Source organism: Actinokineospora auranticolor (genome assembly GCF_041897805.1).
Lineage (GTDB): Bacteria > Actinomycetota > Actinomycetes > Mycobacteriales > Pseudonocardiaceae > Actinokineospora > Actinokineospora auranticolor.
On sequence record NZ_CP154825.1, the window covers coordinates 4,495,456 to 4,507,820 of the forward strand.

Below are 12,365 nucleotides of genomic sequence, written 5' to 3' on the forward strand. Positions count from 1 at the left end.
ATGGCACAGGCAGTCATCACCGACGCGCACCGGCGGGACGCGCGGACCCTCTGGGACTACCACCAGATGGGACAGCAGCCTCGTCTCTGCGACGTGGCCATCGGCCTCGGCAGCCATGACCTCGGCGTGGCCCAGCACACCGCGGACCTGTATCGGTCGGGCATGGTCCCGCTGGTGGTGTTCAGCGGTGGGAACAGCCCCACCACAGCCGAACGGTTCCCCCGCGGCGAAGCCGTCCACTACCGCGAACACGCCATCGCCTCGGGCGTGCCCGACAAGGCGATCCTGGTGGAGCCGCGAGCGGGCAACACCGGAGAGAACATCACCTTCTCCCGCGCCGTACTCGCCGAGCACGGCCACACACCCCGCAGCGTCCTACTGGTCTCCAAGCCCTATATGCAACGCCGTGCCTTCGCCACCTGCCAGGCCCTGTGGCCGGAGGTCGAGGTGGTCTGCGCCTCCGAACCGCTGACACTGGCCGACTACACACGCTCCATCGGGAACGAAAAACTGGTCGTGGACATGCTCGTCGGGGATCTGCAACGGGTCATCGAGTACCCCGAACAAGGCTTCGCCGCACCACAGGACGTCCCCATCGAGGTGCACGCCGCCTACGACCGGCTGCTCGCCGCCGGGTTCGACAGCCGCCTCATCCACCGATGAACCGGACAACCTGCGCCATCCACCAGCCCAACCTGTTCCCGCGCCTGCCCACCCTGGCCAAGCTCTACGCGGCCGATGTGTGGGTGGTACTCGATGACGTCCAGTTCACCGCACGCGACTACCAACAACGGGCCTGGCTCGAAGACCCTCACACTATGCAGGGTGAATGGCTGAGCCTGTCCGTGCACCGACCCCACGGCCGCCGCACCCTGATCAACCAGGTGCGACTCGCCGATCCAAGCACCAGCGCCCGCCGTGTCCGCCGGATGACGCGCCACTACTACGGCCGCTGTCGACGCTGGCCACACCTCCAACCCCTCATCGAACACACCGCCACGGGCATCGAGACCCACCACGACCTGGCCCACATCGCGGAACGGTCCACCCGTCTGCTCCTCACCCACATGGGCTGGCAGGGCACCGTGGTGCGCAGCAGCTCACTGCCGGCCCGCCCCGAACGCTCACAACGTCTGGCCGACCTCACCGCGGCGGTAGGCGCGCACGCCTACCTCTGCGGACCGGGCGGAGCCCGCTACTTGGACGAGACACCGTTTGCCGAACAGGGCATCACCGTGCGCCACGCCTACATCCCCGCACTCGCAGCACTGCGCGAACGACGCCAGACCACCGGTCTCTGGTGGCTCGCGGTCGCGGACTGGAAAGACCTGCACGGGCTGCTGTGGCGAAGGTGGGTCGGGATATAGCCCGTCGACACCACTCCTGTCAACCGACCTGGAGGCGTGCCCTGAGACTGTCGAGTTCACAGGACCGCCGACGCGCTCGTGCGCTCAACCCGACGAGCAGTTCGCGGGCGATCGGGTCGTGCCGGATCCGCAGCGGCGCCACCCGATCGGCGAGGTCGAGGTGGCGGATCGCCCCACCGTCGCGCGCGCCGTCGGCCTAGGCGAAGACCTGGGCGAGGTCGAAGTGCAGCGCAGCGCGGCGCTCAGCCGAGGCCGGACCGGCGTCCTAGCTGGTGGTCCGGGTGATCTGCTCGGCGCGGTCGGGGCCGGTGTCCAGTTCGACCGCGAGGGACAAGCTCCATGCCCGCACGTTGACCGGGCCGAAGTCGTAGTGCAACGTGGCGCGCTCCCCGGGTCCACGCGGCCAACTCGGCGACCACCCCGAGATGGACCCGGCGGTGTCCGCGTCGCCATCCTTCGCGGCGAGCTGAGCCAACGGCAGATGCAGCATGCCCGCCGCCTCTGCCGCCGCCTTGTCGGACACACCGGGATCCACGTCCCCACCGCGTCCAGGCGGTGCCGGTGACGCGTCGAGCGCGGTAGCGGGCACCAATCCGGCCCAAGGACCACCGCCGCGGACATGGCTGCGAAGCCGCCGAGCGCGGAATCCCCCAGCCGTATCGATCGCGCCGGTCACCCTCCACAACTACGAGACCGGGACGCGCGCCTCCACACTCCACCGGCTGATCGAGATCACCCGGGTGTTCGGCATCTGCCCCGCCGCGGCCCTCATCCACGCTGCCCAGTCGTCATGACCGGGCTCCACACCCGCTCGCCGCTGCGCTGTTGGCGACTTGCTTAGCGAAGGCGCGGGTCAGGGTCGACGGGTGGCCCCCACCTCAGGCCAGTTGGATATTGCGGGCGATGAACGGCATCTTGGCCGCGTTGATCACCACCACCTTTGCGTCCCCGAACCGCCGCGTGGTCAACGCGACCTCCACGGTGCACCGCCTGGCCTTGGACTCCCCCTCACCGCCCACCAGAAGCTGGTGGCCCCTGTCCTCAATCAGCCCCGGCTCGCAGTTCACGAAGACGCTGGTCGCGGTGTCGATCACCGCATCCAGACCGAAATAGGCCACCGCCCCGGCGACGGCCAGGAAAGGCCGGACTTGGCGCGGGGCATCGGCTTCTTTCGTGCTACATCCTGTAGTCGCATCAACACGGACAGTTTTGCCAAGATCACCAACGCGAGGCGTGAGGCTTCGGACGGAGCACCCCTCCGCGAGAACGTAACTGCGTGGTCACCGTCGGAAACCAGCACGTCAGACGATGTCCACATCGAACATAAGTTCGATGTGATGGTATGTTGCCGAACATGACCCGGCCCTCCTCGCCTGCCCCGCCGGACGGGGTGCTGCGGTACCGGCTCGATCTCGCGGGTGCGGCGCTCGCCGTCCTGCCTACCAGCAGCACGCGCGCGCGGCACACACTTGTTTCTGGCGTCAGCACGGTGGTCGCCGCGGGCGGCGAGCTCCGGGTCGACCACTCAGCCCCTGTCGCTGCGCCGGGCGGCGCCGACACCGGGTGGTGTTCGATCGGTGATCGCCCCTATCCGGACCGGGTCGAGTTGGACGAGCGGTTCTCCGGCAACCGTCGCTTCCGTCACCCCGAGATGGCGGAGCGACAGGGGGGAGGCGAGTCGTGATCATCAGCCCGTACACCTCATGGGACGGCGACGCCCTGCACGGACGCAGCCGCGTGCTCACCCCGGTCTGGGTCCGACTCGACACCCTCTTTCCTCGGCCGGACGGGGTCCCCCGTCGTGTGATCGAGACCGGCCTGGACCTCACCGGCGCGGTCCCCGCACGCCTGCACGGCCGCTTCCCCAGCGTGGACGGCGACTGGTGCGGCGTCATCGACTACGAGATCAACTACGCCGACGGCCGACGAGACCAGCTCCAACTCAAAGACCAACTCGTACCCTTCACCGCCCTCCGCCAACGGGACTGACGCGCCGCGACAACACCTTCCGCGGACGGCGAACAGCCAGACTGTGTCCAGTCCGCCGGCCCGCGACCACTCCATGGCCGGCAGTAGCCGGTCCGGGGTCGTGGGCGATGGCGTGGACGGTCCGCTCAGCCCGGGTACACAGGGCCGCTGGCGCTCGTTGACCGGCGACCGGGTCGCGGTGCCGTTCCGGCGGCGGGATTAGGCCGTTCGGGTTACGGTCGAGGGGCGGAGTAGTGCGTGCCGGGAGGTGGCCGAGGTGGCGCGGAAGGCGTCCGGTCGGGTGCCCGGGTGGGTGGAGCCGATGCTGGCCAAGCCGGACGCCGACAGGTTGCGGTCGGGTCCGAAGTGGATCTACGAGTACAAGCTGGACGGCTACCGCTGCTGTATGCGCGTGGCCGCTGACGGTTCGACGGTGTTGACCAGTCGCAACGGATCGACTTCACCGATGAGTTCCCCGAGCTGGCCGAGGTGTATTCGGGTGGGACCGGGTGCGGGGCGGTGGTGTTGGACGGGGAGATCGTCGCCTACGACGAGCACGGCCGCGTCGAGTTCGGACTCCTGCAGGAGCGCCGGGGCCGCTACCGCAGCCACGCCGCGTCGTGCGCGTCGGTTCGAGGACATCCCGGTCCGGTTCCTCGTCTTCGACCTACCCGCCCTCGGTGAAACCCCACTGCTGAACCGGCCCCTGCACGAGCGCCGGGAACGGCTAGCGGCGGTACCGACTGCAGCCCACGCAGCGGCGGCGGGGCAGGCGATCGGGTGATGTGGGGCGGGCGATCGTGGTCAGCGCGGATTCGATGTCGGCTTGTGCTTGCCGTGCGGCCTCGTCGGTGAATGGATGGCGGTGGGTTCGACGAGTCTTCGGGTAGTGCAGGACAGTGCCGTTGGCGTCGATGCCGACCGCGCGGAGCCGATGGCAGTAGTGCCTGCCCTGCGCTTCATCTGCCTGCGTGGGGCCGTTGGATGACTTGACCTCGTGGCCCCAGAGTCGGCCGTCGAGGAAGTCCAGGCGGGCGGCGCCGAGGTTCACCGGCGTGTGTCGGGTGTAGCTGGTGTCGTGTACCGCTTCGCCGAGTCGGACTGTGTCGTTGAGGTGTTCTGGCCGGATTCCCCTGGCATACAGCCAGAGTTGGCGTGGGCAGTGGTAGAGGTACTTGATGTGGACGCCGCCGACGTCGTCCTTGCTGATCACAGGATCGTTCCGGGCTGGTAGGTGTTGTTGGTATCGTGGGAGATGCCGAGCAGACCGCGTTGAGGTGTGTAGTCGCCGTCGACGACGCGGACGCCGAGTGTTCTGTCAAGTCGGCAAAGGCGAGCCGCCCATTGTGGTATCGGGATCAGGTAATCCTCGGCGAGAAGTCTGCCCGCCGAGGTAGGGGTGTTCCCGGCTTCGGCGAGTCCGGCGGCGTAGGCGTCTCGGTGGGCGGAGAGGATGGCCTCCGTGCCGTCGAACAGGGTGTCGAAGGCCTCGCCGAGGTGGGATCGGTCGTCAAAGGGGTAGTCGAAGCTCAGGAACCGCGCGGTGAAGTCGTCACGGTGTTCCATGACCTCGTGGCGCCATCCTCTTCCCCACGGCGAGTCGTAGATGCGGTCGAGCCAGCCAGTCGCATGGTGTTCGTCCACCGTGAGTCCGGCATGTTCGTTGAGGATGGTCCAGGCGTGCTCCACCGGTTCCCGAGGGTAGATGCCGTCGGCGAACTCGTCGACTCTCCCGCGTCGGCTTGTCCAGTTGGGATGGTGGACAACGACGTCGCCTGGTGGGCGTGATCCGATGCGGTTGACTCGACCGAAACGCTGCAAAAGGGCTTCCAGCGGGGCAGCGCTGGTGAACAACGCGTCGAAGTCGAGATCGAGACTGACCTCGACGACCTGAGTGGCCACAAGCAGCCCAGGTCGACGCGACATGTTCGGACCCGCGGCGAATCGCTGTCGCACGGCGGTCTCGATGCGGGAGCGATCAGCGCGGGTGAAGCGTGAGTGCAGGAGGAAAGCCGCGTCCTCGCCATGGTGATCTCGGGTCGTGGGGGCGAGCGCGTCGTACAGTTCCAGTGCGTGCGCGACGTTGTTGGCCACCACGAGCACTGCCTCATCCGCGATCAGGCGTGCTCTGATCGCGGCGATGGCGTCTGGTTCGGTCAGGTGGTGCGGTCTGGTATGCAGCCTGTGCCGGGGCCGGGCGTCCGGTACGACGCCGTCTACGGTCGTGACGACTTGCTCGAGTGTGTCGGTGAACAGCTCCGACAGGGCTACGGGCAGGGTCGCCGACAGCACCGCGACCCGTCCGCCGAGGCGTTCCCAGAGGCGGGTCGCGGCGAGGGTGTAGCCGAGTCTGCGCGGGTCGTAGGCGTGCAGCTCGTCGAGGACGAATACGGAGTTGGCCGCGTCGATGAGGATGCTCGAGTGGGCGGGGCCCGCGAGGGCGGCGCGCAGCAGTTGGTACGGGGTGCCGACGCGAACGCACTCGTGGAACAGCCGGGTCGCTGCGGCTCGGGCGAGCGACTTGCGGGCCGCGTCCACTCGGCAGACGTCGTCGCCGTCTTGTGACGCGGTCGCGGTGGCCAGGTGGTACGACGCGGCCTTCGAATGCGCCACACCAACGACGGTCCCGTCGCCAAAGAGGCCACCCAGGCGCTCGGCCATGGCGTTGATCGAGGACAGGTAGGGCAAGGTGTAGAACACCCGCGGCACAGCTCCGGTGTGGCCAGCGAGGTCTATCGCCTGCCGGGAGGCCCACAGCAACGCCGCCTCGGTCTTGCCGCTCCCGGTCGGGGCGCGCAGCAACAGGTGCCCATTGATCGACGAGGCTTCGATCTGATGTTGTCGGAGCTGTCGTTCTCGGATGCGCATCTGCTCGGCCAGACGGGGAGCGAATGTCGCGTCCAACGGCTGGCTTGAGGACAGATGCCCGTGCGCGGAGGACAGGTGATCGGACAACGTCACCGCGCCTTGCACCAAGACCGCGGCCACACCGGTGTCGGAGTCGACGGGCGAGTCCCACCGGTCCAGTAGGGCGGTGAGGAGGTCTGATGTGGACCGCAGGACATCGTCGGCGGTCGGGTTCCGTGTCACCGGCGTCACCGGCAGTCCAGTGTGCGAGGCTTTCGAGTGCAACCAGGTCGCGAGGGCGTGGACGTGGGTGCTGTCGATGTGGCCGAGTTGTTCGCTCAGCTCGAGTGGGGTGATGTCCCGGTCGTAGTGGTGCTCGATCGTGGTCTTGTCTCCGTCGCCGGTCAGCGCGCGGTGGTGGGTGAGGACAGCGATGGCGACCCAGTCCAGCACTTGGTCGTCGTCGATCAGACCGGGCAGGAATCCCAGCGACAGGACCTCATGGCGCTCGCCCCATCGCCTGGTGCGGCCTGTCACCATCGCTTGGAAGCCCTCGGCCACCTTGCCCGCGTCGTGGGTCAGGCACGCCAGCAGCACCACCGGCCAGAACCGGTCGCCGAGGACGGTTTCCACCAGGTGAATGCGTCCGATCCTGCGCCGTAGCCACTGCGCGGCGGTCAAGGTGGCGTCCAGGTGGCTGGTCAAGGTCTCGACCGGTCGACTCGCTGTGGCGCTCTTGGCCATGACACCGCGCAGCGGCGACGTCATATGCTCACGCTCCGATCATGTCGGCGGCGCTGTCGGAGTGTGTTCCCTCCAGCGGCACCACGGCTTGTCCGCTCTGGGTGGACCAGTGACCCGAGCCGGACAGGGTGGCACTGCTCCTGCCTGTGTGGTCGAAACGATAGGATTCCCACCGTGTACGGTCCCGCCCCGGACTCACGGCGGTCGGTAGGCGGAGCAGGGCGCCATCCGCTTGCTCACCGTCGGGGACGAGCGCTTGCCCTTGAACACCCGGCCGAGGAATCAACTCGACGATACTGAGGCAGACGCCTACGAGGTCCTGGCTGCGTCCGAGGCATAGTGGCCAGATCGGGCGGCGCATCCGCGACTGCCATGCCTCGAGGTCGTCGAGGAGCCATACCGTCAAGGTCACATCGGCCAGGAACTCTCGTGTTCGTGGAGCCGGTGATGCCTTCGTTCCAGACGCGACCAGCGGGTGATACGTCTCCAGGTCCTCACCCGCACCTCGGGCGTGGAAGGCCATGGCGAAGCGAAGATCACGCGACACCCGGTGCCATCCGCCTGCCGCGGCGGCCAGTAGCCCACCCACCGTGGCCGGGGGCGGGCAGGGCAGTCCGACCTGAACCCCTCGGTACAGCGGATTGCGGAATGACACCACCGGGGCAGTGATCACGACTTGCAGCGCTGTGCGGGTCTGCGTGCTCATACCGACGGTTCCGTGAACCAGCCGTCCCGGTCGCCGCGACGGATCTGTTCGGCCAGTTGGCGCAGCAGGACGCGTGGGTGATCGAGCTGGACCGTACCTTCGGCAAGCAGGTCGTGGATCTCGTCGCGGCAGCGGTCGCGGTCGTCGCCGAGAAAGCCGGGGGCCCAGCCGAGCGACACGGGCCCGTCGAGTTCGTCGGCCCAGACGGCGAGTTCTTCCCGGAGCACCGAGGACAGCACACCCGGACGCCCGTCCCGGAGACCGAACACCCGGGTGAACGGGTTGACTCCGCCCTTCATCGGCACCAACAGCACCAGGCTCGGGGTTCGGTCGCCGTAGTGCAGCGACCGTTTCGCACCACCGCGCACCGCGGCCAGCGTCTCCAACAGCAGCGCTACCCGCCTGCGACGCTCCTCCATGGGCAGCGCCACGGCTTCGTTGCCGCGCAGCGTTGTGGCTGTCGCTCCCGCCTTCACCGCTTCGTTTCCGGTATCAGCGGAGAAGGCCGTGCGCAGGCCACTGCCCGCTGTCTCGAAAACCCCTGCGCGGGGCAGATCCAGCAGTACGTCCCCGGCCATCACACCGCTGTAGAGTTCATGCGAGTGCAGGACTGGGGACTGGCCGGTCGGGAAGTCCCGACTCATCGTGCCGAAGTCCTTCGTCGGCCGCTGCGGCGCCAGTGACACGAAGGTCCCTGTGGCCAACACCGTGTCCCGTTGGAAGTTCTCGCTCTTCACCGCGACCATGTATCCGAACAGGTCATCATCGAGGAACCGGTCCGGACGCCCCGCGGTGTAGGCCTGCTGCTTGTTTCTCCCCTTGGGGATCACCACTGTCGACCTGGGTTCGTCGTTCGGCAGGGAGTCCCGCAGCCATCGCCGGAACGCCTGAGCGGACACGTACGGATAGATGTCGCGACCGACCCGCAACTGCTTCACCCGAGCCGTGGTGTCCTCGCTCTCGCCGTTGTTCGGCGCTCCCGCGACCACGTCGATGGCGACCTTGCCCACCAGGAAAGTCATGACACCTCCAGTTCGTCGTCCGCCAGTTCGGTGTCGAGACCTTCTTTGTCCTGCTCGGGTCGCTTCGACACCCACCCGAACCTCTTCAACTCCGCCAGGACGCCGATCAGCAGGTACTCGCGGTGGAACCAAGCCGAGTTGTCCGGGTCGGGGTCGAACAGCAGGGTCAACGCCGCCCGGCTGATGAACGGCTCGTCCGAGGACTCCCAGGGATCGATGGCCCACACAACCGCCTCGGCCGACAGCAGCCGGCGCAGCTTCCTCGGCTCGGACACGGCACTACGGAAGGCGCGGAGCTTGCCTCCCGTATCCTCAGCCTTCAGCTTCGACGCGATCTTGCGTGCCGTGGCGTCGATCTCGGCCAGATCCTTGTCTTTCATCAGCATCACCTCCACGACGAAGAAACGAAGCAGTTCGATCAGGCCAAGCGCGCGGTCGCGCTGTTCCTCACCGTCGATGACCGACCGCAGCAGGGGGCTGACACAGCGGGTGACCAGTCGCGGCGGGCGGGCGAACACGGTGCGCGCCAGGCCGACCTGCCCGCTCACGGTCGAGCTGGCCTGTGCCTGTTCCAGCACACCAAAGGCGGGATGCCGCGACCGTCGTCGCAACCACTCGGCCAGCGGCTGATCCAGAACTCGTGTCCGTAGCAACTGTCCACGATTGTTGTTGTTGACCACCATCAGTTCAACGCCCGCTCGTATGCGTCCGCGATACGATTTCAGCGCCTCCACCACGATGACCTCCGCCAACTCATCCGGACGCTCGGCCTCTCCGGCTATGGTGATCACCTTTGCCGTACGATCTACCTGTCGCCGTACAGTCTCGGCGAGGAACGACTCGTCCCAACTATGAACCACCGATGACGGCCCACCGGTCAGCCGGCACCCGTAGGGATACGCACGGAAGCAGATCAGGCACGGCCAACACAGACTCATACCTTCGTGTCCCGGCGGAGTACTGTTCCGATAGGACTCACTCTCGGCCAGCGCGACATCCATCTTCCCGAAGAAGCCGACCGCGGCCCGCCCACACAACACACACGGCACGCCAGGCCAACGGCCGGCCTCCGGCAGCGTGAACCAGGCACGCACCGCCCGCCCCACCTGCTCGCGAGACTTCTTGGCGTTGCCCGGATGGTTCATGGGCGAGTTCGGGAACAACGAATAGCTCGCCTTCCTCCAGAACCCGCCCCCGCATTGCTTGTCGACCACGAGCGCGGCCTGAAGGCAGTCGCGCAGGAGAACGTTCGTCGCGCCATCGAACTTTGACGCCGTCACCGCCGCAGGATCCGAAACGCTACTCAGTGCCGCGATCACATACGCGCCTACACGCTGCAATGGGTGTGGGGTCAACACCAACTGCGACTGCGGCCCACTCACGAGCCCACCCAGCCCATCCCGGCAGCGTTGGCTTGGCCAAGTCCCCAACTCCAGAGCGCCCGAAGCATCTCCGGCGCCCCGGCGATCTCCACCTCCACCGCGGCTCCCGGTTTCGCGCCCTCCCCCACCGCGAACGACCGCTTCGGCCCAACCCACTCCACCGACTCCAGGCTCACCCGCGGATCCAGACCCAGCGTTTCCGCCTTCCGGCGGAGATTTCCCTGGAAGTACTCCGCCCACCCGGCTTCCCCCGGCAGCAACCACTCCTGCCTGGTCGCCCGCAGCCCGGACTCGTCCCGACCCGCGCCCTTCATTACCACTGGTGTCACCGTGCGGAACCTGGCCCGTCCCGAGCCGAACTCCGGAGGCTCAACAGGCTCGATCCCGGACACCCGCAGCGCCACGCCTCCCCAGTCGAGCACCCGGAACCCGGCCAGCCCACGCGCCAAGGTCTCGACCACGCCCGACACCGGGCTGCCGAACTCGATAGTCCCCGGGCCGCCGATCGCGTAACTACCGCGGCGCCGTCGCGCCGCCGGGAACACAGGCGCCCCATACCCCAGCGGCGCCATGCCGTGTACCCCGAACCCGACATCGTGCAACCGCTTCCCCAAAGCACCATCGACCTCGGTGATCGCCGAATACGCCACCGCCCGACCGGGCCTCAACACCTCCCGCCACGGCAACTCCTTGGCCGCCGTCGACACAACCAACCGCAAGCGCATACAACCTCCCGGACACCTCGGAGAACCACACACCCGAAGACCAGCGAGAACAGCCCCGCCCCGAAACTGTCGGTGGGCGCCGACATAATCACCCCGGCAACCATCCATGACGACCAGCAGAACCTGACGCTACCGGGCCCGCGTGAGCGATGTAACGATGACCATTACAACGACCATCTTTTGTCCACTTCACCGGTGACCGCAACCAACGTGGAGCGAGCACTACTCACGTTCTCGCCGATCGGTCGCAAGTTCTCAACGCAACCGACGACACCGACAACCCTCGGAGGGGCGACAAGTTCTTCAAGGAGCCAAACATGACCACTACAAGTTGCGAACCCGTCAACCAAAACCATCCGGGTAATGAGAGTCGGCATGATGCTACCGCAACGAAGCCGCCACACCACGCCACAACCACCTCCAGCAGCGACACACCGCCTCGGCCAGCACGACCGGAGGTTCGCTGCAAAACCTGCCCTCAACCGCCTTCCACATGCCTCACTTGACCAGCAGGTTTACCCTGGGGTCCTCATCGCCCCTACGAGGGTTCGCAACCTGCTGATCGTCGGCTCCAACGACGAAGCCGCCGAGGTCCTCATCGCCCCTACGAGGGTTCGCAACTGGTTGGTCGAGTTCCGGCCCCGCCGGTGCTGGGAGTCCTCATCGCCCCTACGAGGGTTCGCAACGCGGAGGCGATCCGCTACAGCCTGGACCGCTTGAGTCCTCATCGCCCCTACGAGGGTTCGCAACTTTCGACGCGCCCACACAGACCGTGTCCGGTGCGGTCCTCATCGCCCCTACGAGGGTTCGCAACCTCATCAGGGTCAGGGATCCACGGCAAGGGATCCGCGTCCTCATCGCCCCTACGAGGGTTCGCAACACGGTGCTGCGGCGCGACATCACCAGCCAGGACCGTCCTCATCGCCCCTACGAGGGTTCGCAACGCCAGGGCGCCGCTGCGCACGACCGAGGAAGGGGTCCTCATCGCCCCTACGAGGGTTCGCAACTGAGGTGACCGTGGGCCAGATCTACACCGCGCAGGTCCTCATCGCCCCTACGAGGGTTCGCAACTTCGTCAAGGTGTCGTGGCCGGAGGAGTTCGGTGACGCGTCCTCATCGCCCCTACGAGGGTTCGCAACGCGCTGGTGTGGCGCTGCCGCTGCTCGCGGACGGAGTCCTCATCGCCCCTACGAGGGTTCGCAACTCGCAGGAGTCGATCACGAAGTCGCAGCCGTCCGGGTCCTCATCGCCCCTACGAGGGTTCGCAACCTTGTCGTCTCCCGTCACCGGCTCGGGGAACTTCACGTCCTCATCGCCCCTACGAGGGTTCGCAACAGCGGTACCCGGATGTGGAAGCGCGGCGTGCGCTGGTCCTCATCGCCCCTACGAGGGTTCGCAACCACACCACGTGCTCGATCACCTGCCCCGAGAAGACCGGTCCTCATCGCCCCTACGAGGGTTCGCAACTAGTTGGACTGGACCACCGTGACCTCCTTTCGTAGCTGTCCTCATCGCCCCTACGAGGGTTCGCAACATCACCTCCAGCACCCCGACCGCCCGCTCGCCGAGGTCCTCATCGCCCCTACGAGGGTTCGCAACTCTGC

Annotated in this window: 12 protein-coding genes and 1 CRISPR repeat array (1 of these 13 running past the window's edge); of the genes, 4 read left to right on the forward strand and 8 right to left on the reverse strand. The window is 67.0% G+C overall.

Annotated elements, in window-relative coordinates; all coding sequences use genetic code 11:
- Nucleotides 1-663: a YdcF family protein gene (locus V5P93_RS19790; protein ID WP_104480685.1), complete on the forward strand. Its 663-nt coding sequence runs from the start codon at nt 1-3 to the stop codon at nt 661-663.
- Nucleotides 660-1,367 carry a WbqC family protein gene (locus V5P93_RS19795; RefSeq protein WP_104480686.1) on the forward strand — a complete coding sequence of 236 codons (708 nt, stop codon included), beginning with the start codon at nt 660-662 and terminating at the stop codon, nt 1,365-1,367. The genes V5P93_RS19790 and V5P93_RS19795 overlap by 4 nt, the downstream gene beginning before the upstream one ends.
- Nucleotides 1,368-1,632: 265 nt before the next feature.
- On the opposite strand, the gene V5P93_RS19800 is transcribed toward V5P93_RS19795, so the two are convergent.
- Together V5P93_RS19800 and V5P93_RS19805 are read right to left on the reverse strand one after the other, a co-directional pair.
- A complete protein-coding gene (locus V5P93_RS19800; protein WP_104480687.1) occupies nt 1,633-1,890 on the reverse strand; it encodes a hypothetical protein in 258 nt (85 codons plus the stop codon).
- 355 nt (nt 1,891-2,245) lie between these two features.
- Nucleotides 2,246-2,485 carry a hypothetical protein gene (locus V5P93_RS19805; protein WP_146108149.1) on the reverse strand — a complete coding sequence of 80 codons (240 nt, stop codon included), beginning with the start codon at nt 2,483-2,485 and terminating at the stop codon, nt 2,246-2,248.
- A 236-nt stretch (nt 2,486-2,721) separates the two neighbouring features.
- Between V5P93_RS19805 and V5P93_RS19810 the strand changes: the two genes are divergently transcribed.
- On the forward strand, nt 2,722-3,051 hold the full coding sequence (locus V5P93_RS19810) for a hypothetical protein (protein ID WP_146108150.1): 330 nt from the start codon (nt 2,722-2,724) through the stop codon (nt 3,049-3,051).
- A complete protein-coding gene (locus tag V5P93_RS19815; RefSeq protein WP_104480690.1) occupies nt 3,048-3,356 on the forward strand; it encodes a hypothetical protein in 309 nt (102 codons plus the stop codon). Before V5P93_RS19810 ends, V5P93_RS19815 begins: the two co-directional genes overlap by 4 nt.
- A 706-nt stretch (nt 3,357-4,062) precedes the next feature.
- On the opposite strand, the gene V5P93_RS19820 is transcribed toward V5P93_RS19815, so the two are convergent.
- From V5P93_RS19820 to V5P93_RS19845, 6 genes are read right to left on the reverse strand one after another with little or no spacing between them, the layout of a single operon-like run.
- Nucleotides 4,063-4,548: a CRISPR-associated protein Cas4 gene (locus V5P93_RS19820; protein ID WP_219824055.1), complete on the reverse strand. Its 486-nt coding sequence runs from the start codon at nt 4,546-4,548 to the stop codon at nt 4,063-4,065.
- Nucleotides 4,545-6,950 (reverse strand): CRISPR-associated helicase/endonuclease Cas3, encoded by a 2,406-nt coding sequence (locus V5P93_RS19825; protein WP_104480692.1) that lies wholly within the window; start codon nt 6,948-6,950, stop codon nt 4,545-4,547. Before V5P93_RS19825 ends, V5P93_RS19820 begins: the two co-directional genes overlap by 4 nt.
- Before the next feature lie 4 nt (nt 6,951-6,954).
- Nucleotides 6,955-7,632: a CRISPR-associated protein Cas5 gene (gene cas5, locus V5P93_RS19830; RefSeq protein ID WP_104480693.1), complete on the reverse strand. Its 678-nt coding sequence runs from the start codon at nt 7,630-7,632 to the stop codon at nt 6,955-6,957.
- On the reverse strand, nt 7,629-8,654 hold the full coding sequence (gene cas7i, locus V5P93_RS19835) for a type I-B CRISPR-associated protein Cas7/Cst2/DevR (RefSeq protein ID WP_104480694.1): 1,026 nt from the start codon (nt 8,652-8,654) through the stop codon (nt 7,629-7,631). Before cas7i ends, cas5 begins: the two co-directional genes overlap by 4 nt.
- A complete protein-coding gene (locus V5P93_RS19840) occupies nt 8,651-9,973 on the reverse strand; it encodes a hypothetical protein (protein WP_146108151.1) in 1,323 nt (440 codons plus the stop codon). Before V5P93_RS19840 ends, cas7i begins: the two co-directional genes overlap by 4 nt.
- Before the next feature lie 59 nt (nt 9,974-10,032).
- A complete protein-coding gene (locus tag V5P93_RS19845) occupies nt 10,033-10,761 on the reverse strand; it encodes a CRISPR-associated endoribonuclease Cas6 (RefSeq protein ID WP_104480696.1) in 729 nt (242 codons plus the stop codon).
- Nucleotides 10,762-11,286: 525 nt separating this feature from the next.
- A CRISPR array of direct repeats spans nt 11,287-12,365; the repeat unit is 30 nt; unit sequence GTCCTCATCGCCCCTACGAGGGTTCGCAAC (it continues 1,371 nt past the right edge of the window).

Excerpts from the sequence above, each read along its gene's own strand:
- V5P93_RS19790 (WP_104480685.1), top strand. The coding sequence starts at position 1 with ATGGCACAGGCAGTCATCACCGACGCGCACCGGCGGGACGCGCGGACC.
- V5P93_RS19795 (WP_104480686.1), top strand. The coding sequence starts at position 660 with ATGAACCGGACAACCTGCGCCATCCACCAGCCCAACCTGTTCCCGCGC.
- V5P93_RS19810 (WP_146108150.1), top strand. The coding sequence starts at position 2,722 with ATGACCCGGCCCTCCTCGCCTGCCCCGCCGGACGGGGTGCTGCGGTAC.
- V5P93_RS19825 (WP_104480692.1), bottom strand. The coding sequence starts at position 6,950 with ATGACGTCGCCGCTGCGCGGTGTCATGGCCAAGAGCGCCACAGCGAGT.
- cas5 (WP_104480693.1), bottom strand. The coding sequence starts at position 7,632 with ATGAGCACGCAGACCCGCACAGCGCTGCAAGTCGTGATCACTGCCCCG.
- cas7i (WP_104480694.1), bottom strand. The coding sequence starts at position 8,654 with ATGACTTTCCTGGTGGGCAAGGTCGCCATCGACGTGGTCGCGGGAGCG.
- V5P93_RS19845 (WP_104480696.1), bottom strand. The coding sequence starts at position 10,761 with ATGCGCTTGCGGTTGGTTGTGTCGACGGCGGCCAAGGAGTTGCCGTGG.